Raw genomic sequence first — 21,631 nt, 5'->3', positions numbered from 1 at the left:
TTCAGGAGGAAGTGTGCGACATCCGATTTTAACTCTGTTATTAGGCTTTGCGGTGCTGGTCACCGCAGGTTGTGGTTTTCATCTGAGCGGCACCACCCAGGTGCCGTCAGAAATGAAAACACTGATCCTCGACAGCAACGATCCTTATGGCCCGCTGACGCGCACAGTGCGTGAACAGTTACGTCTGAACAACGTTGAGATTGTTGATAATCCGGGGCTGCGCACCGATGTGCCGTCACTGCGTCTGCTGGGTGAAAGCAGTGGCCGTGATACCGCGTCCGTGTTCCGCAATGGCGTTACCGCCGAATATTCAATGATGATGACCGTACGCGCTCAGGTGCTGTTGCCAAATAAAGGCATCTATCCAATCAGCGCCACCGTCTATCGTTCATTCTTCGATAACCCGCAGGCCGCGCTGGCAAAAGACTCCGAACAGGAGATTATTCGCCAGGAAATGCGTGAAAAAGGCGCTCAGCAGCTGGTGCGTAAGCTGTTAAGCGTGCATGCGGCGCAGGAAAACCTTGATGCCTCAGCCACTGATGCCGATTCCGCGACGCCAGCCGTCAGCGGTACCGAACCGGCAGCTCTGCCGACATCGGGCAGCGCCTCCGTCCAATGATCAGGATCTATCCTGAGCAACTCAGCGCGCAGCTTCGAGAGGGGCTGCGCGCCTGTTATCTGCTCTGTGGCAATGAACCGCTGTTACTGCAGGAAAGTCAGGACGTGGTGCGCGCCGCAGCGCAACAGCAGCAGTTTAGCGAACACTTCAGCGTTACCCTTGATGCCAGCACCGACTGGGATGCCATCTTCAGTACCTGCCAGGAACTCAGCCTGTTTGCCAGTCGTCAGACGTTACTGTTAATCCTGCCGGAAAATGGCCCCAATGCGGCAATGGGCGAACAGCTGGTCAAACTCGCCACGTTACTGCATAGCGATATTCTGCTGATGCTGCGCAGCAACAAGCTGACCAAAGCGCAGGAGAACAGCGCCTGGTTTAAAGCGTTAAGCAGCAACGCGGTGCTGGTTCCCTGTGTGACGCCGGAACAGGCGCAACTGCCGCGCTGGGTGGTCAATCGGGCGAAAGCGATGAAGCTGACCCTCGACGATGCCGCTAATCAGCTGCTCTGCTACTGCTATGAGGGTAATCTGCTGGCGCTGTCACAGGCGCTGGAACGTCTCTCGCTGCTGTGGCCGGATGGCAAGCTGACGCTGCCGCGCGTGGAACAGGCGGTGAATGATGCGGCGCACTTTACGCCGTTTCACTGGGTTGACGCGCTGCTGGCCGGTAAAAGCAAACGTGCATTGCATATTTTGCGGCAGATGCAGGCGGAAGAGAGCGAGCCGGTGATTATGATCCGCACCCTGCAACGCGATATGATGATGTTGCTGACCCTGCAGCGTCAGATGCGCAGCACACCGCTGCGGACGCTGTTCGATCAGCACCGCGTCTGGCAGAACCGCCGTCCGCTGTTTAGCGATGCGCTGCAACGTATCGATGCCCGCCAGTTATTGCAGGCAATTCGACTGTTAACCCGTATCGAACTGACCCTGAAACAGGATTACGGCCAGACGCTATGGGCTGAGCTGGAAACCCTGTCACTGCTACTCTGTAATAAATCGTTTCCTGAGAGCTTCTGTGATGTCTGAAACGACTGCGCTGCACGCCCTGTTTGGCGGCACTTTTGATCCAATCCATTTCGGCCATTTACGCCCGGTTGAAGCGCTGGCGCGCCAGGTGGGTTTGCAGCAGGTGACGCTGCTGCCCAACAATGTGCCGCCGCATCGTCCACAACCTGAAGCTTCCCCGGCGCAGCGCGTGGCGATGGTCAGACTGGCGATTGCCGATCTGCCGCTGTTCCGCCTTGATGAGCGCGAGCTGCAACGCAGTACCCCCTCGTGGACAGCAGACACGCTGGCGGAACTGCGCCAGGAGCGCGGCAATCAACAGCCGCTGGCGTTTATCATCGGTCAGGATTCACTGCTGAGCCTGCATAAGTGGCATCGCTGGCAGGATCTGCTGTCGCTCTGTCATCTGCTGGTATGCAAACGTCCGGGCTATGCGACCCGGATGGAAAACGACCAGCAGCAGCAGTGGCTCGATGCCCATCTGACGCAGGATGCCAGCGCACTACAGCGCCAGCCTGCGGGCTTTATCTTCCTCGCCGACACGCCGCTGGTGGCCATCTCAGCGACAGAGATCCGTCAGCGCCGCCAGCACGGGCAGTCCTGCGATGACCTGTTGCCTGCCGCAGTAACCGCATATATCAATCGTGAAGGGTTATACTCTCAGTGATGGGGGCATGCTATACTTCGCCGCTAATTTTCAGGGCTATGGCCCGCAGATAAATCCTGTAACGGTTATCCGCGCCAGTAAACGCGTAATTATGAGATAACCCGTCACACACAACTACCCGAGGGGAACCTTTTGCAAGGTAAAGCACTCCAAGACTTCGTTATTGATAAGATTGATGATCTTAAAGGTCAGGATATCCTTTCTCTGGATGTTCAGGGCAAGTCCAGTATTACCGACTGCATGATCATCTGTACCGGCACCTCAACCCGTCATGTGATGTCAATCGCTGACCATGTGGTGCAGGAATCGCGTGCCGCAGGCATGATCCCTCTGGGCGTTGAAGGCCAGACCCTCGCGGACTGGGTGGTCGTCGACCTGGGTGAAGTGATTGTTCATGTGATGCAGGAAGAGAGTCGTCGCCTGTACGAGCTGGAAAAACTCTGGGGTTAATGCGTGAAGCTGCAGCTTGTCGCCGTAGGCACCAAAATGCCCGACTGGGTACAAACCGGCTTTATGGAATACCTGCGCCGTTTTCCCCGGGATATGCCACTGGAGCTGACGGAAGTGAGCGCCGGTAAGCGTGGCAAAAATGCCGACATCACCCGCATCCTCGATAAAGAGGGTGAGGCGATGCTGGCGGCGGTCGGCAAAGGCAACCGCATCGTCACCCTGGATATTCCTGGCCATCCGTGGGAAACCCCGCAGCTGGCCGCCCAGCTTGAACGCTGGAAGCTCGACGGAAGAGATGTCAGCCTGTTAATTGGCGGCCCGGAAGGGCTGTCTCCCGCCTGCAAAGCTGCTGCTGAGCAGAGCTGGTCGCTCTCGGCACTGACCCTGCCCCATCCGCTGGTTCGCGTTTTGGTTGCTGAGAGTCTGTATCGCGCATGGAGTATTACCGCGAATCATCCTTATCATCGTGAATAACCGAAAGATCTGACCGGATATCAATAAGCAGCGGATGAAATTACAACGTAACTCTTTTCGTGACTACTCTGCCGAACAATCGCTTTTTGTGCGGCGTGCGCTGGTCGCTTTTTTTGGCATTCTGATTCTCTCCAGCATTCTGGTGGTCAATTTGTACCACCTGCAGATTCTGCGTTTTGACGATTACAGCACCCGCTCCAATCAAAACCGTATCAAACTGGTTCCTGTCGCCCCCAGCCGCGGCATTATTTACGATCGTAACGGCATTCCGCTGGCGCTGAACCGCACCATCTATCAGGTCGAACTGGTGCCGGAAAAAGTCGATAACCTCAAGCAGGTACTGCAAGATTTGCGTCCGGTGGTCGATCTTACCGATGACGATATCGACGCCTTTGAAAAAGAGCGTAAACGCTCGCGGCGTTTCACCTCCATTGCGGTAAAAACCGGTCTGAATGATGTGCAGGTGGCGCGTTTTGCGGTGAACCAGTACCGTTTCCCGGGCGTGGAAGTAAAAGGCTATCAGCGCCGTTACTACCCGTACGGCTCCGCCCTCACCCATGTCATCGGCTACGTCTCCAAAATCAACGACCGCGATGTCGAGCGCCTCGATAGCGAGGGCAAATGGCCGAACTATGCCGCGACCCACGATATCGGCAAGCTGGGCGTTGAGCGCTATTACGAAGATCTGCTGCATGGCAAAACCGGCTACGAAGAGGTGGAAGTCAATAACCGTGGCCGCGTGATTCGTCAGCTGCATGAGCAGTCGCCGCAGGCTGGCCGAGATATCACGCTGACCATCGACCTGCACCTGCAGCAGTATATTGAAACCCTGCTGGCGGGCAGCCGCGCGGCGGTTGTGGTCAGCGATCCGCGCACCGGCGAGCTGCTGGCGCTGGTGTCGATGCCAAGCTATGACCCGAATCTGTTTGTTGACGGTATCTCCAGCGGCGATTACAACCGCCTGCTGCACGATGAAAATCGTCCGTTAATCAACCGTGCGACCCAGGGTACTTACCCGCCGGCGTCCACCGTCAAACCTTATGTGGCGGTGTCGGCGCTTAGCGCCGGGGTGATTAACCGCAGCACCAGTCTGTTTGACCCCGGCTGGTGGCAGTTACCGGGATCGGAAAAGCGCTATCGTGACTGGAAACGCTGGGGTCATGGTCGCCTGAACGTCACCAAATCGCTGGAAGAGTCAGCGGATACCTTCTTCTATCAGGTGGCTTACGATATGGGTATCGACCGCCTGGCCGAATGGATGAGTAAATTTGGTTACGGCCATCTGACCGGTATCGATCTGTCCGAAGAGTACGCCGGAATTATGCCGACCCGCGACTGGAAGATGAAACGCTTTAAAAAGCCGTGGTATCAGGGCGACACTATTCCGGTCGGCATTGGTCAGGGCTACTGGACCGCCACGCCGGTACAGATGAATAAAGCGATGATGACGCTGATTAATGACGGCATCGTTAAAGTCCCGCATTTGCTGCGCTCAACCCGTGAAAACAACGTGCAGGTGCCTTATAAACAGGCAGATCATCCACCGATTGGCGATATTCATTCCGGCTACTGGGAAATTGCCAAAGATGGGATGTATGGCGTCGCTAACCGGCCAAACGGCACCGCGCATAAAAGCTTTGCCGATGCGCCGTATAAAATCGCCGCCAAATCCGGTACTGCCCAGGTCTATGGCCTGAAAGCCAATGAAACCTATAACGCGCATAAAATTGCTGAACGTTTACGTGACCATAAACTGATGACAGCTTTTGCGCCTTACGATAAACCACGCGTCGCGGTGACCATTATTCTGGAAAACGGCGGCGCCGGTCCGGCAGTGGGCACTATTATGCGTCAGATCCTCGACCACATTATGCTGGGCGATAACAATACCGTACTGCCTGATGCGCCTCCGGTGCCATCCGGCTATGAGGGCGAGTAATCATGTCAATGAACGATAGCCCGCAAAAGCGCACCATCTGGACAAAACTGCATATCGACCCGATCTTCCTGGTGATTATCACCGGTCTGCTGGCTTACAGTGCGTTAGTGATGTGGAGCGCCAGCGGCCAGGATCCTGGCATGATGGAGCGCAAGATCGGTCAGATTGTGATGGGCCTGATCATTATGATTGTGATGGCGCAGGTGCCGCCGCGGGTCTATGAAGGCTGGGCGCCCTACCTGTATATCGTCTGTGTGCTGTTGCTGGTGGCGGTCGATGTCTTTGGTCAGATCAGTAAAGGAGCGCAGCGCTGGCTCGATCTCGGTTTTGTGCGTTTTCAGCCATCAGAGATTGCCAAAATTGCCGTACCGCTGATGGTGGCGCGCTTTATTAACCGCGATGTGTGTCCGCCCTCACTGAAAAATACCGGCATCGCGTTAATCCTGATCTTTATGCCGACCCTGCTGGTGGCGGCACAGCCCGATCTCGGCACGTCAATTCTGATTGCCGCCTCAGGTCTGTTTGTGCTGTTCCTGTCAGGGATGAGCTGGAAGCTGATTGGCGTCGCGGTGCTGCTGGTGGCGGCCTTTATTCCGATCCTGTGGTTCTTCCTGATGCACGACTATCAGCGCGACCGTGTAATGATGCTGCTTGATCCGGAAAGCGATCCGCTCGGCGCGGGCTACCATATTATTCAGTCGAAGATCGCCATTGGTTCCGGCGGCCTGCGCGGCAAAGGCTGGCTGCATGGCACCCAGTCACAGCTGGAGTTTCTGCCCGAACGCCACACCGACTTTATCTTTGCGGTGCTGGCGGAGGAGCTGGGACTGGTCGGGGTGCTGATTCTGCTGGTGCTGTATCTGGTGCTGATTATGCGCGGGCTGATGATCGCCGCACGTGCGCAAACTACCTTTGGCCGCGTGATGGCCGGTGGCTTAATGCTGATTCTGTTTGTCTATGTTTTTGTTAACATTGGCATGGTTAGTGGTATCTTACCGGTAGTTGGCGTACCTTTGCCGCTGGTCAGTTACGGTGGCTCCGCCCTGATAGTACTTATGGCCGGATTTGGCATTGTGATGTCGATCCATACTCATCGAAAAATGTTGTCAAAAAGCGTTTAAGAGGCTTCACATGCGTAAGGATTGGCTTTGGATTGGCGCGGTATCACTGCTTCTGGCGGCCTGTACCACTGAGCAACAGCAGTCACCCGCCCCCCAGCAACCGGCGTATAGCGGTCCGGTGGTGGAAATTGGCGGCGTCGAACCGCGCTATGAACCGATCAATCCCGGCACCAGTCAGGATTACGCGGTCAATGGCAAGACTTACCGCATCGTAAAAGATCCGTCGAACTTCAGCGAAACCGGGCTGGCCACCTGGTATGGCGATGAAGCGGGCGGCAATCAGACGGCGATCGGTGAAACCTTTGATCCCAATGCCCTGACCGCCGCGCATCCCACCCTGCCGCTACCGAGTTATGTGCGCGTCACCAATATGGCCAATGGTCGCCAGATTGTGGTGCGGGTTAACGATCGCGGCCCCTACACGCCAGGACGGATTATCGATCTGTCACGCGCGGCGGGTGAACGTCTGAATATTTCCAATAATACCAAAGTCCGCGTCGATTATATTAAGGTCGCGCCGGATGGTTCGCTGTCTGGTCCGGGCACCGTTGGCACCACGGTAGCCAAACAGAGCTACGCTCTGCCTTCCCGCCCGGATATTGCTGGTGGCATGACGGTAATGGGTGGCGCTGCCGCGACGGCTGCCAGCCAGCCGCAGTCACAACCGGTAGCCCAGCCAGAAGATAACAGCCTGCCGGTGGACAACCAGACATTGAGCAGCGATGACACGATGGGCGCGCCGGTCCGTAGCGGCGGATTCCTTGGCGCACCGACGCCACTGCGTTCTGGCGTGCTGGAAGGCAATGAGCCGCAACCGGCGGTAAGCCAGCCGACGCCAGCCGCCGCGGCCGCTGCGCCGGTCGCTCACTCTGGCGCCCGAGCCATTGCTTCAGGTTCCGGTTATGTGGTGCAGGTCGGCGCACTCAGCGATGGCGCACGTGCACGCACCTGGGCGCAGTCGCTGAGCCAGCGCTTTAGCGTACCCGCTAACGTTGCCGCCAGCGGCAATGTGTATCGCGTACAGTTAGGTCCATTCAGTAATCGCCAACAGGCCGCTGCGCTGCAGCAACGCCTGTCCGCCGAAGCTCAGCAGCAATCATTTATCACAGTCGCACCTGGCGGAATGTAATGCTGCGCGTGCCCGACCCGCTGGTTAACAGACGGTAATGTAACGTCTGTTAACAAGTGAGGCGCAAAGTCGGGTGCCTGTAAAATATGCATTTGCTATAGTGAGTCACTTTTTTAACTTAACTCCACGGATGTTGTTGTCCCAAACATGAACACTCAGACACCTTCTCGTTTTCTCAAACGCCTGACAGTGGGTTCACTGATCGCGCTCAGCATCACCACCTTCGCCCATGCCGAAGATGTTAATCTGAAAACCATGATTCCTGGCGTGCCGGATATCGATGCGGAAGCCTATGTCCTGATCGACTTCAACTCAGGTAAGGTGCTGGCGGAAAAAAATGCTGACGCCCGTCGTGACCCGGCCAGTCTGACCAAAATGATGACCAGTTATGTGATCGGTCAGGCGGTAAAGGCAGGCAAAATCCATCAGGAAGATATGGTCACCGTGGGTCAGGATGCCTGGGCAACGGGCAACCCGGTGTTCAAAGGCTCCTCGCTGATGTTCCTGAAGCCAGGCGATCGGGTGCCGGTTTCCCAGCTGACGCGCGGTATCGTGCTGCAATCGGGTAACGATGCCTGTGTGGCGATGGCCGATTATGTCGCCGGCAGCCAGGACGCGTTTGTTGGCCTGATGAACAACTATGTTAAAGCGCTGGGCCTGCAAAATACTCACTTCCAGACGGTGCATGGTCTCGATGCGGAAGGCCAGTTCAGTTCAGCGCGCGATATGGCGTTGATCGGTCAGGCGCTGATCCGTGATGTGCCGGAAGAGTACGCGGTCTATAAAGAGAAAGAGTTTACCTTTAACAATATCCGTCAGATGAACCGTAACGGCCTGCTGTGGGACACCAGCCTGACCGTAGATGGCATCAAAACCGGCCACACCAATGCGGCAGGTTACAATCTGGTGGCGTCGGCGACTGAAGGTCAGATGCGTTTGATCTCGGCGGTAATGGGCGGCCATACCTATAAAGGTCGCGAAACCGAGAGCAAAAAACTGCTGACCTGGGGCTTCCGTTTCTTTGAAACCGTCGCGCCACTGAAAGCCGGTAAAGAGTTTGCTTCTGAGCCAGTCTGGTTTGGTAACAGCGATCGCGTCATGCTGGGCGTGGAGAAAGATGCTTATCTGACCATTCCACGTGGCCGCATGAAAGATCTGAAAGCCAGCTATGTGCTGACCAACACCGAACTGCACGCCCCACTGCAGAAAAACCAGGTGGTTGGCAGCATCAACTTCCAGCTGGATGGCAAAACCATTGACCAGCGCCCGCTGGTGGTGCTGAACGAAGTGCAGGAAGGCAACTTCTTTGGCCGCATCGTGGATTACATCAAACTGATGTTCCATCACTGGTTTGGCTAATATGACGGTTTTGGGCGGCGAGAACGCCGCCCCTACAAAACATTATCATCATCCGTAGAGGCGGCGTTTACGCCGCCTCTACAAAACACCATCATCATCCGTAGGGGCGGCGTTTACGCCGCCCGCGCTGATTATTTCATCGGTACTTGATAATTCCTGCCAGAAACCCCATATAATAACTATCAGTAAGCTCCCGCTGCGGCGGGAGCCTTCGTTTTAGCGCACCGGAGCATTTATGAAAACCAATCTGAAAGAACTACTTGAATTCCCCTGCATCTTCCCGTTTAAAGTAATGGGATTGGCGCAGCCAGAGTTGGTAGATCAAGTGGTTGAAGTGGTGCAGCGTCATGCACCAGGCGATTACACCCCGGAAGTTAAACCGAGCAGCAAAGGTAACTACCACTCCGTGTCGATCACCATTAATGCCACCCATATCGAACAGATTGAAATTCTTTACGAAGAATTAGGTAAAATCGAAATCGTTCGTATGGTGCTGTAAGCGCACCTGACGGTAAAGGGTGGGTAGCCCTCGCCCTTTACCGACGTTATACTGCCCTTCTGTTTGTCAGCCGGACTTACGTTTTGCCTCAAAACACCATCATCGTACGCCAGCTGGGACTACGCCCCTGGCAATCCGTTTCGCAAGCCATGCATCAGTTTACCGATCGGCGCAACGCTGACACGCCTGATGAACTCTGGCTGGTCGAGCATCCGGCACTCTTTACCCAGGGCCAGGCGGGTAAAACTGAACATCTGCTGATGACCGGCGATATTCCGGTGGTACAGAGCGATCGCGGCGGCCAGGTAACCTATCACGGTCCGGGCCAGCAGGTGATGTATGTATTAATCGATCTGAAGCGCCGTAAGCTTGGCGTCCGCCAGCTGGTCACCGCCATTGAACAAACCGTGATCGATACACTGGCGCACTTTGGCGTCACTGCCAGTGCGCGCGCTGATGCCCCCGGCGTCTATGTCGACGGCAAAAAAATCTGCTCCCTTGGCCTGCGTATTCGTCAGGGTTGCTCATTTCATGGCCTGGCGCTCAATATCCGTATGGATCTGACGCCTTTTCTGCGTATTAATCCCTGTGGCTATGCCGGACTGGAGATGACTCAGCTGAGCGCCTTCCAGCCCGGGATTACGCTGGCAGAAGTGCAGCCGGTGCTGGTGGATAAATTTGTCACGCTGCTGGCCATCGGTGGCGCGGAATATCGTGATACGCAGGAATTAAGCCAGCTGTAATCTGTAGCCATCTGTGCTGCTTTACAATTATGCAACGTTTTCCCTTCTTCCCGTGCTGCTTGTCAGGCGGTGAGATGATATAATTTTTGCGCTTTTATCAAAAAAAGTTGAAATGCATAGCAACCCTTTGAGTTGTATAGTGATTTCAGAACGCAATCCAAATTGGAACCTGCAAGCTTATGAGTAAACCTATACTGATGGAACGCGGCGTTAAGTATCGCGACGCAGACAAAATGGCACTGATCCCGGTAAAAACCGTGGTGACTGAACGGCCTGAGATGTTAAGAAAGCCGGAGTGGATGAAAATCAAACTGCCTGCTGACTCAACCCGTATTCAGGGCATCAAAGCCGCAATGCGTAAAAACGGTCTGCACTCCGTCTGTGAGGAAGCCTCCTGCCCTAACCTTTCCGAGTGTTTTAACCACGGCACCGCCACGTTTATGATCCTCGGCGCCATCTGCACCCGCCGCTGCCCGTTCTGCGATGTGGCGCATGGTCGTCCGCTGACGCCTGATGCGAACGAGCCAGGCAAACTGGCGCAGACTATCGCCGATATGGCGCTGCGCTATGTGGTTATCACCTCCGTAGATCGTGATGATTTACGTGATGGCGGCGCACAGCATTTTGTTGACTGCATCAGCGCCATCCGCGAAAAAAGTCCAGACATTAAAATTGAAACCCTGGTGCCTGACTTCCGTGGTCGTATGGATCGCGCGCTGGAGATTCTGGTGCAAACGCCGCCAGATGTGTTTAACCACAACCTGGAAAACGTGCCGCGCGTTTACCGTCAGGTACGTCCGGGCGCAAACTACGACTGGTCGCTGAAACTGCTGGAACGCTTTAAAGAAGCGCACCCGCAGATCCCGACGAAGTCTGGCCTGATGGTTGGCCTTGGCGAAACCAATGCCGAAATCGTTGAAGTGATGCGCGACCTGCGTCGTCATGGTGTCACCATGCTGACGCTGGGCCAGTATCTGCAGCCAAGTCGCCACCATCTTCCGGTGCAGCGCTACGTCAGTCCGGCTGAGTTTGATGAGATGAAAGAAGAAGCGCTGGCGATGGGCTTTACTCATGCCGCCTGCGGTCCCTTTGTCCGCTCTTCCTACCATGCTGATTTGCAGGCGAAAGGGATGGAAGTGAAATAATCGATTCCCCCCAAAAAAAAAGAACCGGTCGCCTGTGGGCTGCCGGTTCTTTTATCTGAATAGCTGTAACCAGAAGTTACATTTGTCCCGCCGTTAACTTACTCTTTATGAGTAACGCGATCGGTAGTGGCATCTTCAGGGGTAGTTTTCTTAGCAGAGTCATCATCACTCATGGCTTTTTTGAAGCCTTTAATGGCTGAGCCCAGATCACCACCAAGAGAACGTAACTTATTAGTGCCAAATAACAGTACGATTAACGCACCGATAATCAGCAGTTTGGCAATACTGATACCTTCCATAACACCTTCTTATTAACCATAGCAATCACCTGTTTGTGCTATTAACGCGCAGTTACGCGCGCAATACAATAGCAATCTGTAACAGAGTAAGATCGGGCGCGTGTCCGCCAATAATCAGATGAAACGGCTGAGAAACGCCTGTGTACGAGGATGTTGTGGGTTACCCAACACCTGCTCAGCCGTCCCCTGCTCAACCACCACGCCGCCATCCATAAACACCACCCGGTCCGCCGCCTCGCGGGCAAAGCCGATTTCATGGGTGACCACCACCATCGTCAGTCCCTGACTGGCCAGCGTGCGCATGGTCGCCAGCACTTCGCCCACCAGCTCAGGATCGAGCGCCGACGTTGGCTCATCAAACAGCATCAGTTTTGGCCGGATCGCCAGAGCGCGCGCAATTGCCACTCGCTGCTGCTGGCCGCCGGAGAGGTGACGCGGCCAGGCGTCCGCTTTATCACTTAAGCCCACCGTCGCCAGCAGCTCTCTGGCGAAGCGCACCGCTTCATCACGCGGATGTTTATGCACGCCAATCGGCGCCTCAATAATATTCTGCAGCACAGTCATATGCGGGTAGAGATTAAACTGCTGAAACACCATGCCGATCTCCTGCCGCTGGCGCGCAATATTGCGTGCGCTCAGACGATGCAGGATGCCTTTTTTCAACTCATAACCTATCTGCCGGTCGCCGACCATAATTGAACCGGCATTCATATCTTCCAGATGATTAATACAGCGCAAAAACGTCGATTTACCCGATCCCGAAGGGCCAAGGATCACCACCACTTCACCGGGAAACACATCGAGATCGATGCCTTTCAGCACTTCATTATCACCAAAACTCTTCTGTACATTACGCGCCTGCACCAGCGGCTGAAGCTGACTCATAGATCCTCCTTACGCACCAGCGGACGTGTGGCCATCGCCGCCACCTCAGGCACCGCCGAGGTCGGTTTGCGCGCAGCCGATGGCGAACGACGCGTGCCACGGGCGTAATACCGTTCAATCGCTGACTGACCGAGATTCAGCACCGATGTAATCAGCAGATACCAGATCACCGCCACCATCAGCATCGGTACAATTTCAAAGGTGCGGTTATACACCGCCTGAACGGAGTAGAGCAGATCACCCATCGCAATTACGCTGACCAGCGAGGTGGCTTTGATCATGCTGATTAACTGGTTACCGGTTGGCGGAATAATCGAACGCATCGCCTGCGGAATAATAATCCGGCGCAGCGCCCGACTGCGGCTCATACCAAACGCCTGGGTAGTTTCCACCTGACCGTTATCCACCGACAGCAGACCAGCACGAATAATCTCCGCCATATAGGCAGCCTCATTCAGTGCCAGGCCGGCAATCGCTGCGGTTAACGGCGTAATCAGATCGTTGGTATTCCAGCTGGCCAGTACCGTATCGCTAAACGGCAGCGACAGGGAAATCATCGGGAACAGCGTCGACATGTTGTACCAGAAGATCAGCTGCACCAGCAGCGGCGTGCCGCGAAAGAACCAGATATAGAGGCTGGAGAGGCCACGCAGTAAACGGTTATCCGACAAACGCGCCACCGCCAGCAATAATCCCAGCGCCACGCCGAGGATCATCGCCACCACGGTCAGGCCAAGGGTCACCTTCAGCCCCTGCAATACGGTGCCTTCAGTAAACCACTCCAGCACCACATGCCACTCAAAGTTGGGGTTGTTGGCTACCAGCCAGAGAAAATTGCCGCCAACCACCAGCACCACTATCCATGAGACCACGCGTCCATACTTCGGTGCGCTGCGGGCGAAGGCCACATCGCGCTGTTGCACGTCAGCCCTTTCCCTGGCTCGTGAATCGGTGGTGTTTACTGTCATTTCGGCATTCCTTTCGCAAGGTTACGGCCAGGCTCAGCAATCATATTGCCTTCAAGTTTCCACTTTTTCATGATCGCGGCGTAGGTGCCATTTTTGAACAGCTCTTTATAGGCATCGAGCAGTACATCGCCCAGCTCGGAACCTTTCGGCACCACGGAACCCTGGAAGATATCGCCAAAGCCATTTTTCTGGCCTTTGCCGGTCAGCTCCAGCTGGCCTTCAGCCTGCTCGACAAAATAAGTCAGCGGCGCCTGCGATGAGAAGAAGGCATCAGAACGCTTCGAACGCACCGCCAGAATCGAAGAAGGCTGATCGGTAAACGATTGCACCGTCACCGCCGCTTTACCGGCATCGGTACAGGCGGTCGACTGTTTACGGATCACCTGCTCAGCTGAACCACCGGCCATCACCGCAATACGTTTGCCGCAGGTATCATCGAGGCCGTTAATCTTCGCCGGATTGCCCTTCTGCACGCCGAACACCACAAACTCCTGCACGAAGTCGATAAAGTCGTTCTTCGCCTGACGATCCGGGTAATCTCCGACCGGGCCAACCGCTAACTGATAGCGACCAGATTTAATCCCCGCCAGCAGACCCGGCAAACCACTTACTGTCGCATGCTCAATCTTCACACCCAGCAGTTGCGCCAGCGCATGGGTCAGATCGGCAGTCGCGCCATCCATGCTGTTCGGGCCACTGACAATCTCATAAGGAGGGAATGAGCCGTTATTCACCGCGATCATTTTACCGGCCTTTTTCACCGCATCCGGTAAGCGGTCATGCAGCGCCTGATCGACACTTTGCGTCGGCAGAGTTTCTGCGGCCTGAGCCAGGGTAACGGTCAGGCCTAAAGCCAGTGCCATGGCGTATGCAATTTTTTTCATCTTAGTGAATTCCCCAGTACGGTCTCAGTTATTTTAGTTCCGGACGCGCAAAGCGACGGTTTTCCAGCACCGGCAATACGTTACGGGCATGGGCAATACGTGCCGGATCGAGGTCGGCAAACACCAGTGCCGGCCCTTCTGCGGCTTTGGCAATCGCCACGCCAAGCGGATCGACCACCAGACTGTTGCCGATATTGCGTGGACCACACTCGCCGACCGCCACCAGATAACAGGTATTTTCCAGCGCACGGGCGGTAACCAGCACCTCCCAGTGCATCTCTTTCAGTGGTCCTTTTACCCATGCCGCTGGCAGCACCAGCACATCCGCGCCATCCAGCACCAGGCGGCGCGCCAGCTCAGGGAAACGCACGTCATAACAGGTCATCAGCCCCACTTTCATCCCGGCGACCTCCACCAGCGGCGGCACCCGATCACCAGCGGTGACATTGCGCGACTCCTGCATAGCGAAGGCGTCATACAGATGCAGCTTGTCGTAATGGGCAATAATTTCGCCGTCACGAATGGCAATCAGCACATTCAGCGCACGCGCATCCGCGGTCGGCACATGCACACTCATCATGGTGGTCATGTTATTTTCACGGCTGGCGGCCAGCGCCAGGCTAAGGAACGGACCATCCAGCGGCTGAGCGGCTTTCAGCACCAGATCGGGATCGGCAATATCGCGCGCCAGCACACCTTCCGGTAACACCAGCAGATCGGCGCCCGCCTCGGCGGCCTGCGTCATCAGCGTAATGCAGGTTTTCGCGTTATCCTGCCACTCGCGGCTCACCGCGAACTGTCCCATTGCAACTTTCATTATTTCTCCCCCTGCGCTTCAGCCGGAAACAGTGCTTCAGGTGTCAGACGCTCCTTAGTCAGCCCCTGCTGATAAAGCTCATCAGCAAAATCAGCAATCATCTTCTTGTTAACCGCAAAACCGTTATCATTCCAGTTTGCCGGTAAATCCTGCGTGGTACGTCGCAAATCGTCGAGCAGCCACGGCGTGGTATCCGCATACTTTTCGCGTTTCTGATTCCATACTCGCGCCGACTGCTCAATCACCGCGCTTAATGCCTGCGGGATCGCCGGATGTTCGGCGGCAATTGCCGGTTTCATCGCCAGCAGATGCATGCCCGGGACATAACCAACGCGATTAAAATACTCCAGCTCCGCCTGGCGGAAGTCGGTCTGTAACTGGCGCAAGCCGGAGCCAGGTAAGAAGAATCCTTCCGGCATAAACGGCGTAAACACCGCATCCAGCTCCCCGGCTTTCAGTAATTCAATCAGTGGACGTTCGCCAGGCGCCGCTTCGATGCGCCCTTCACGACCAAAACCGCTCAGACGGTCGACAATCGGGTGATCGGCGGTCAGGCGGCCAGCAAACCAGTACGCATCATCGATTTCCACCCCCGCTTCGCGCAACACGGTGCGCGTCCAGGTGTTGCCGGAATCCTGCCAGCCGGTCAGGCCAATCTTTTTGCCTTTCAGTTGTGCAGGCGAGGTTAACGGGCTGTCGGTAGTGGTGATAATGCAGCGCTGACGAAAACCACGCATCAGGAAATGCGGCAGCGCCAGCAGCGAGGTATCGCCATTAGCGCGTCCCTGAGCGTAGCGGCTGAAGGAGACTTCACCGGCATCGTAATCTTTACTGGTGGCCAAATCGCCCACCAGAGTGCCAACGCGATGGACTTCGACGTTAAATCCCTGTGGCTTCACATCGCCTAAGGCCAGTGGCGTGAAATAGTCCCAGTCCCGAACAGCCAGTCTGATGGTTATCATATTTTGTTCTCACTTTTCCCGGCTTAACGATCACGCCGATGTATCGGTTATTTTTTAAGCAATCAATGCTTGAATTTGATACTAGATCGATAATATTATCTGTACAATAATTACTTTGTTACTGAACAAATGGATTTCTTATGACCTCAACTCTGGATCTGAACTGGCTGGCGGAACGCATCACGGAACCCTCGCTAAAAGGGATTGCGCTGACGGTGGCGACCTTAATTCGCGAAGGTGCGATCCCGATTGGTGCCCATCTGCCCGCAGTGCGCGATCTGGCGGAAAAGCTCGGTGTCAGTCCGGCGACGGTGTCAGCGGCCTGGGGTCAGTTAAAACGACAGAAAGTGCTGGCGGGAAAAGGGCGCAGTGGCGTATGGGTGTGCGGCGACACAATGACGCCACGGCCGGTCAGATTTGAGAAGATCGGCAATTATGGCAACACAGTTAAAGCCGATCTGATCCTTTCGGCCCCGGATGCGCAACTGCTGCCGGATCTGCGCGCCGCGATGCTGCACGGTATTGAAGTGGCAAATCTCAACAGCTATCAGCGTGAGCCGATAGTGCCAGCACTGGTGAATGCGCTTAAACCTGGCTGGCCGCTGCCCGCCGAAGCTTTTCTGGCGACCGATGGCGGTTTTGATGCGATGAATTTGATTTTACAGACGCTGGTTTCACCTGGTGAAAAGGTAGTGATCGAAGATCCTACCGCTACCCGCCTGCTGGATATGCTGGATAATGTCGGCGCGGAAGTGCTGCCGCTGCCCTGCGATGACCAGGGGCCACTGCCCGATGCGCTGGCGCGATTAATGCAGAAATCGCCGGCGATGTTTATCTACCAGCCACGCACCCACTCGACCACCGGCAACACGGTGACGGAAGCGCGCAGCCAGGCGCTGGCGCAGGTTTTAGTCGGCTCCACGACTCTGATTGTGGAAGATGACGGCATCGGCGAGCTCTCCGCCTGGCCAGTATGGAGTCTCGGCAACTTCTTTCCTGAACGCACACTGCATGTGCGCTCGTTCTCGAAAGCCTACGGCCCGGATCTGCGGCTGGCGGTGCTCTCGGCGTCGCAAAATCTGGTGCAGCGCATTCAGTCTTATCGTAACTTTGGCGCCAGCTGGACCAGCCGTATTCTGCAGGGCGCGGTGGCCTGGATGCTGCATGATCAACAGACGCAGCAGAGCATTATCCGCGCGCGCGCAATATACGCCAGACGGCGACAGATGCTGATTGATGCGCTGGCGCAGCGTGGTATGCCACTGCCGACACGAGACGGGCTGTGTATTTATATTCCGGTGGAGTCAGAACAATTTGCCATGATTACCCTCGCCGCCCACGGTATTGCAGTCTATCCGGGCGAGCGCTTTCGCTGCGGCAGCGAGCAGTTTATTCGACTGAGTACCTCAATCATGCCAGAAGATCAGATTGACGCCATCGCCGATGCACTGATCCTCGCCTGCGGCAGCGGCCCTTCGCTGCTTAGCGCAAATGTTTAATCAGGTACTTCGGTGACTCGCGATACTCTTCGCGCTGATAAAAGCTATTGGCTTTAATACGATGTTCATGACAATGCACTTCCATCCGGTCACAGCCGCGCTGCAGCGCCATTCTTTCGGCGTATTGCAGCAGCTGCTGGCCCGCGCCTTTGCTGCGCTCACCTTCGGCAATACAGAAGTAACTGACCCGGGCGAAATCACCGGCCAGCGCCAGCTGTGGAATAAAATGCAGGGAAAGAAACCCCAATACCGTCTGCCCGTGTTCAGCGACGAGTAACATCTCATCAGCATCGGCAATCAGCTGCGCCAGCCGTTTATCAATAAAGCTTTCCGTACCGCCATAGCCTAACTCAGCCAGCAAGGCGCTGAGTGCAAAACTATCTTTGATTTGTGCCGGGCGAATATTCATGGTTTCTCCCTCAGTTTGAGCTGTGCATAAGTTATATAGCGAGCGGAAGTAAAAGCGAAGCCGGTGCAGAGAGTTGAGTGTTACAAATGATTTAACCATTACAGCGAATACTATTCAGGTTAATGTTTTCTTAATCTTGCCCTGCGACACTCAAAACAGGTCTGACAATGGGTAAATAAAATGCAACAACATATCTCGCAGAAGTGGAGTGAAGGGTTTGCCGTCGCGATCAGCTGCCTCTCCGCAATCCTGTTCGTGGCGATTTATCTCTGGCGATAAGCAAAAACAGCATAAAAAAAAACCCGCCAGTGGCGGGTTTTTAGAATTCTGTCTGATAACTAACTTAAATAGCAGCAACGTTAGCAGCAGATGGGCCTTTAGCGCCGTCAGTGATTTCAAACTCTACACGCTGACCTTCAGCCAGGGTTTTGAAACCGTTGCTCTGGATAGCGGAAAAGTGTACGAATACATCTTTGCTACCATCTTCAGGAGTAATGAAACCGAATCCTTTGGACTCATTAAACCACTTAACGCTACCTTTAATCTTAGACATCAATATTACCTTTACATGAAAAATGGACACTAAACTGTGTCGGGGGTTAGTACAGCAATTGCTAACGCTTTTGTCCAGTGCGTGATGACGAAAAAGTGATAAATATCGCTATTTCCTGCAATCAAAGTCACTTAGCGCTCAAATTACCGACTAAAAAGCCCAACGGAACCATGCAAAGAAAACATTACCATTATTGTATGTACCGGGAATATAAGTCATCTGGAAGCTTGCTGGCCCATACCCTACCGACGCCAGTGGCAGCACCACCGGTATCGGAATGTATTTCCAGTTGTCGCGCGCGGTGGCGCCTACGGTATAGCCCGCTCCGAGGCGGAAATTCTGATCGTTTAACGGGCGCCAGGTCTTTTCCCAGCCATAACCGCTGATCGGCTCCCATTTGTTATAAGAGTCTTTAAACGCCATCAGATAGATGCCATGCCAGTTACCGTACTCATCATAACGCGAGATACCGCCACCTGCGCCCCATGGCCGCTCGTTGTAGCGGTCGGTTTTCTCTTTGTCATAGGTCCAGCGATTGTGCCAGGTAATCGCCGGCAGATAGAGATCATGCGTCTCTGGCGCGTCCCATGTTTGCTGCACATTGCCGGTAAAGGTTTGCCACCATCCCTGTTCGCTGTTGCTAACAGATGCATCAGCGGCAGAAACCAGCGGGCTGACCAGAAAATAGCTGCTGAATGCCAGCAGCGGCAGAGAATAATTGGAAACTTTCACTTCATTGCTACCTGGATTAAAAAACGATAAATTTTAACAACCATTGGTTCAACATTGTTTAAATCAATGCAACGGGTATGGCGTGGAATATAGAGACTTAAGTATTAAATGCATAAAAGGCTTATTAAGGCTCGAAATTTTACCGGACTTTCCGCATTTGTACCCGAACGTTCTGCCAGCTTTTCATTTGTTCGCAAATGTAATCACAACTTTACATTATATTGCAACTCCTTGATTCTGATAACTGCACGGATAAGAAAGATTTCCGCAACGTAATCAGAAATTTCGCAAAAAGATCGCCTTACGCTGTTTTGGCGGATAAAAGATAAAAAAGGCTTTTAGTCGCGATATATCATCGTTAATGCTTATCAATAACATGCGGCATAAGAAAAAATGTTATTTACTTTCAGTCAAATAACATATACCCCTGCGCAAAAATCATTTGCGGCGTTTATTTAATCGAATTCACGGCAAACTTTTGTTAAGATAATTCTTATCTCAGCTGACAAGGATAAACGTCATGGTTATGAAAGTGAGATGTACTTCCTGCGGAAGTAAAAAATTCATCTATACCGATAAAGGAGGGAAAGGAGAGGAGCATCATGGTGCAGTCTGCGCCCAGTGTAGTAAGCCGATCACCCTGGAAGACTTGCTGCCATTAACCCCGATGGATCCGATTATTAAGTGCCTGATAGGTAAGAAAGATTCCGGGTAAAAAACCAGCCTGTCGCCACAAATGGCAGCGACAGAGGTTTCTGTTTGCAATTAAAAAATCAGCTTGAACACGCCAGTCAGCGTCAGCAGGCCGACGATAAAAATAATTGCGATGATCCAGAGAATAATTTTCATTCCATTTTCCTCGCCAGTAAAAGATAAAAACCACATTTCATAGCAACTTAAGTATAGAAGAAGATTTCTGTACCGCCTGGCTATGGTGCGTTTTTAGCTGGATCAGCGCTGAAGCCGTTACCCATCCGCATCACGCAGATCAGCAAATAAATCGTCAGATTATGGTCCAGCAGAGCCAGACAATGGCAAATCCCGCCAGCCCCATCACCGTGGTCAATACCGTCCAGGTTCTCAGCCCATCAGCGACCGACAGGCCTAAATAACGCGTCACCACCCAGAATCCGGCATCATTGACATGCGATAAACCCAGCGCGCCAAAACAGGCCGACAACGCGACCAGCACCAGCTGAATCCCCTGTAATTCTGCCACTGCGCTGGTTAACAGGCCACAGGTGGTGACAATCGCTACGGTGGCGGAACCCTGCGAGGCGCGCAGCGCAAGAGACAGCACAAACGCCGCCGGAATCAGCGGCAGATGAATATTCTCCAGCAGTAACGCCAGCGCTTTGCCGACGCCGGACTCCACCAGCACCTTACCAAACGCCCCACCCGCACCGGCAACCAGCAGTACGCCAGCCGCGCCAGGGATCGCACTGTTGATAATGGTATCCAGTTTTTCTCTGCCCCAGCCACGGCGGAAGCCCAGCAGCCATGCGGCCAGCAGCAGCGCAATTAACAGGGCGATGGCCGGGGTGCTAATCAGGGCGACAAAACCGTGTAATGCACCGGTTTCTGGCAACCACGGCGTTAACAGCGTGCCCAGCATAATCAGCACCACCGGAATAACGATCAGCGAGGAGATGAGCAGCGCGCCTGGCGGTTTCTGAGAGGGCTGGCTTTTCTTCTTTTTGCCCTCTTTATCCGCCAGCTGCAGCTGTTCCAGCACCTCCAGCGAAAGATGAAAGTTTTTACGGTTCATCAGTTTGGCAACATAATAACCAAAGATTGCCGCAGGCACCGAGATAGCGATGCCCAGCATCATCACCCAACCAATATCAGCCTTCAGCAAACCCGCCGCCGCCGCGGGTCCCGGATGCGTCGGCACCGAAACATGCACCAGCAACATCACTCCCGCCATTGGCAGGCCATATTTCAGCGGCGATACCCGCGCGACTTTGGCAAAGCCATAGATCAGCGGCACCACGATAATAAAGCCCACCTCAAAAAATACCGGCAGACCCAGAATAAACGCCACCAGTGTCAGTGCGGCAACCGAGCGTTTAATGCCCAGGCTGTGGGTAAAGCGTGCGGCCAGCGAATCTGCGCCACCGGAGGCTTCAATTACTGCCCCCAGCATCGCGCCCAGCACAATAATAATCGCAATATGCCCCAGTAGTCCGCCCATCCCTGACATAATCACTTCCATGATCTGCTTAGCCGGAATATCGGTACTGATCGCCACAAACAAGCTGGAAATTAATAAGGCGACAAAGGGATGCACTTTCGCTTTGATAACCAACAGCAGCAGTAAAATAACGCTGATGGCGGCAATAGATAATAGCAGGGTGGTAGACATAATAAAAAATACCTCAGCAACGGGGACTATTATAGTTGTGCGTTTATTGCTTGTTACTTACCTGATGTTAAAAGCTATTTTAGGCATAAGCATGCCCGCGCCGGGC

25 protein-coding genes are annotated in these 21,631 nt (G+C 54.3%); 14 read left to right on the top strand and 11 right to left on the bottom strand.

Going from position 1 to position 21,631, the window contains the following annotated elements; all coding sequences use genetic code 11:
• Positions 1–13: 13 nt before the first annotated feature.
• The 12 genes from lptE to lipA all read left to right on the top strand — a co-directional run bounded on the left by lptE (position 14) and on the right by lipA (position 11,152).
• A complete protein-coding gene (lptE, locus tag J2125_RS17815; RefSeq protein WP_017799263.1) occupies positions 14–619 on the top strand; it encodes an LPS assembly lipoprotein LptE in 606 nt (201 codons plus the stop codon).
• A complete protein-coding gene (holA, locus tag J2125_RS17810; protein WP_017799264.1) occupies positions 616–1,647 on the top strand; it encodes a DNA polymerase III subunit delta in 1,032 nt (343 codons plus the stop codon). The genes lptE and holA overlap by 4 nt, the downstream gene beginning before the upstream one ends.
• On the top strand, positions 1,640–2,293 hold the full coding sequence (gene nadD / locus J2125_RS17805; protein ID WP_017799265.1) for a nicotinate-nucleotide adenylyltransferase: 654 nt from the start codon (positions 1,640–1,642) through the stop codon (positions 2,291–2,293). Before holA ends, nadD begins: the two co-directional genes overlap by 8 nt.
• A 132-nt stretch (positions 2,294–2,425) precedes the next feature.
• Complete coding sequence (gene rsfS / locus J2125_RS17800; RefSeq protein WP_017799266.1) at positions 2,426–2,743, top strand: ribosome silencing factor; 318 nt, start codon at positions 2,426–2,428, stop codon at positions 2,741–2,743.
• A 3-nt stretch (positions 2,744–2,746) separates the two neighbouring features.
• Positions 2,747–3,217 (top strand): 23S rRNA (pseudouridine(1915)-N(3))-methyltransferase RlmH, encoded by a 471-nt coding sequence (rlmH, locus tag J2125_RS17795; protein ID WP_017799267.1) that lies wholly within the window; start codon positions 2,747–2,749, stop codon positions 3,215–3,217.
• A gap of 34 nt (positions 3,218–3,251) precedes the next feature.
• Complete coding sequence (gene mrdA / locus J2125_RS17790) at positions 3,252–5,156, top strand: peptidoglycan DD-transpeptidase MrdA (protein ID WP_017799268.1); 1,905 nt, start codon at positions 3,252–3,254, stop codon at positions 5,154–5,156.
• A gap of 8 nt (positions 5,157–5,164) precedes the next feature.
• Positions 5,165–6,277 (top strand): peptidoglycan glycosyltransferase MrdB, encoded by a 1,113-nt coding sequence (gene mrdB / locus J2125_RS17785; protein ID WP_017799269.1) that lies wholly within the window; start codon positions 5,165–5,167, stop codon positions 6,275–6,277.
• 10 nt (positions 6,278–6,287) lie between these two features.
• Positions 6,288–7,406, top strand: coding sequence for an endolytic peptidoglycan transglycosylase RlpA (gene rlpA, locus J2125_RS17780; protein ID WP_017799270.1), 1,119 nt, complete (start codon positions 6,288–6,290; stop codon positions 7,404–7,406).
• A 147-nt stretch (positions 7,407–7,553) separates the two neighbouring features.
• Positions 7,554–8,765: a D-alanyl-D-alanine carboxypeptidase DacA gene (gene dacA / locus J2125_RS17775; RefSeq protein ID WP_026111454.1), complete on the top strand. Its 1,212-nt coding sequence runs from the start codon at positions 7,554–7,556 to the stop codon at positions 8,763–8,765.
• A gap of 235 nt (positions 8,766–9,000) precedes the next feature.
• Positions 9,001–9,264 carry a DUF493 family protein YbeD gene (gene ybeD / locus J2125_RS17770; protein WP_017799272.1) on the top strand — a complete coding sequence of 88 codons (264 nt, stop codon included), beginning with the start codon at positions 9,001–9,003 and terminating at the stop codon, positions 9,262–9,264.
• Positions 9,265–9,347: 83 nt separating this feature from the next.
• Positions 9,348–10,007, top strand: coding sequence for a lipoyl(octanoyl) transferase LipB (gene lipB / locus J2125_RS17765; RefSeq protein ID WP_026111455.1), 660 nt, complete (start codon positions 9,348–9,350; stop codon positions 10,005–10,007).
• Positions 10,008–10,186: 179 nt separating this feature from the next.
• Positions 10,187–11,152, top strand: a complete 966-nt coding sequence (lipA, locus tag J2125_RS17760; protein WP_017799274.1) for a lipoyl synthase — start codon at positions 10,187–10,189, stop codon at positions 11,150–11,152.
• A gap of 98 nt (positions 11,153–11,250) precedes the next feature.
• Here lipA and tatE read toward each other — a convergent pair whose 3' ends face one another.
• The 6 genes from tatE to J2125_RS17730 all read right to left on the bottom strand — a co-directional run bounded on the left by tatE (position 11,251) and on the right by J2125_RS17730 (position 15,967).
• The gene (tatE, locus tag J2125_RS17755) at positions 11,251–11,451 is read right to left on the bottom strand and encodes a twin-arginine translocase subunit TatE (RefSeq protein WP_017799275.1); all 201 of its coding nucleotides are present in this window, start codon (positions 11,449–11,451) and stop codon (positions 11,251–11,253) included.
• A gap of 114 nt (positions 11,452–11,565) precedes the next feature.
• Positions 11,566–12,336 (bottom strand): amino acid ABC transporter ATP-binding protein, encoded by a 771-nt coding sequence (locus tag J2125_RS17750; protein WP_017799276.1) that lies wholly within the window; start codon positions 12,334–12,336, stop codon positions 11,566–11,568.
• Positions 12,333–13,304, bottom strand: a complete 972-nt coding sequence (locus tag J2125_RS17745) for an amino acid ABC transporter permease (protein WP_026111456.1) — start codon at positions 13,302–13,304, stop codon at positions 12,333–12,335. Before J2125_RS17745 ends, J2125_RS17750 begins: the two co-directional genes overlap by 4 nt.
• Positions 13,301–14,188: an ABC transporter substrate-binding protein gene (locus J2125_RS17740; RefSeq protein ID WP_017799278.1), complete on the bottom strand. Its 888-nt coding sequence runs from the start codon at positions 14,186–14,188 to the stop codon at positions 13,301–13,303. Before J2125_RS17740 ends, J2125_RS17745 begins: the two co-directional genes overlap by 4 nt.
• A 28-nt stretch (positions 14,189–14,216) precedes the next feature.
• On the bottom strand, positions 14,217–15,005 hold the full coding sequence (locus J2125_RS17735) for a deaminated glutathione amidase (protein ID WP_017799279.1): 789 nt from the start codon (positions 15,003–15,005) through the stop codon (positions 14,217–14,219).
• Positions 15,005–15,967: an ABC transporter substrate-binding protein gene (locus J2125_RS17730; protein WP_017799280.1), complete on the bottom strand. Its 963-nt coding sequence runs from the start codon at positions 15,965–15,967 to the stop codon at positions 15,005–15,007. Before J2125_RS17730 ends, J2125_RS17735 begins: the two co-directional genes overlap by 1 nt.
• Before the next feature lie 140 nt (positions 15,968–16,107).
• Between J2125_RS17730 and J2125_RS17725 the strand changes: the two genes are divergently transcribed.
• Entirely contained in the window at positions 16,108–17,466 is a 1,359-nt protein-coding gene (locus J2125_RS17725; protein WP_017799281.1) for an aminotransferase class I/II-fold pyridoxal phosphate-dependent enzyme, read from the top strand.
• On the opposite strand, the gene J2125_RS17720 is transcribed toward J2125_RS17725, so the two are convergent.
• The 3 genes from J2125_RS17720 to pagP form a co-directional block, all read right to left on the bottom strand.
• On the bottom strand, positions 17,450–17,875 hold the full coding sequence (locus J2125_RS17720) for a GNAT family N-acetyltransferase (RefSeq protein WP_017799282.1): 426 nt from the start codon (positions 17,873–17,875) through the stop codon (positions 17,450–17,452). The genes J2125_RS17725 and J2125_RS17720 overlap by 17 nt on opposite strands.
• Positions 17,876–18,218: 343 nt before the next feature.
• Positions 18,219–18,428 (bottom strand): transcription antiterminator/RNA stability regulator CspE, encoded by a 210-nt coding sequence (gene cspE, locus J2125_RS17715; protein WP_017799283.1) that lies wholly within the window; start codon positions 18,426–18,428, stop codon positions 18,219–18,221.
• Positions 18,429–18,578: 150 nt separating this feature from the next.
• Positions 18,579–19,109: a lipid IV(A) palmitoyltransferase PagP gene (gene pagP, locus J2125_RS17710; RefSeq protein ID WP_338063259.1), complete on the bottom strand. Its 531-nt coding sequence runs from the start codon at positions 19,107–19,109 to the stop codon at positions 18,579–18,581.
• Positions 19,110–19,680: 571 nt separating this feature from the next.
• Here pagP and J2125_RS25300 point away from each other — a divergent pair.
• Positions 19,681–19,875, top strand: coding sequence for an ECs_2282 family putative zinc-binding protein (locus tag J2125_RS25300; RefSeq protein WP_017799285.1), 195 nt, complete (start codon positions 19,681–19,683; stop codon positions 19,873–19,875).
• Positions 19,876–19,925: 50 nt separating this feature from the next.
• Here J2125_RS25300 and J2125_RS25340 read toward each other — a convergent pair whose 3' ends face one another.
• Together J2125_RS25340 and J2125_RS17705 are read right to left on the bottom strand one after the other, a co-directional pair.
• Complete coding sequence (locus J2125_RS25340; RefSeq protein WP_019105993.1) at positions 19,926–20,009, bottom strand: small membrane protein YohP; 84 nt, start codon at positions 20,007–20,009, stop codon at positions 19,926–19,928.
• A gap of 154 nt (positions 20,010–20,163) precedes the next feature.
• The gene (locus J2125_RS17705) at positions 20,164–21,525 is read right to left on the bottom strand and encodes a GntP family transporter (protein WP_017799287.1); all 1,362 of its coding nucleotides are present in this window, start codon (positions 21,523–21,525) and stop codon (positions 20,164–20,166) included.
• Between the last annotated feature and the right edge of the window lie 106 nt (positions 21,526–21,631).

It is taken from the genome of Winslowiella toletana, from assembly GCF_017875465.1.
Lineage (GTDB): Bacteria > Pseudomonadota > Gammaproteobacteria > Enterobacterales > Enterobacteriaceae > Erwinia > Erwinia toletana.
The sequence above is the reverse complement of the archived record's forward strand: the minus strand, read 5'-3'. Positions and strand labels throughout refer to the sequence as shown.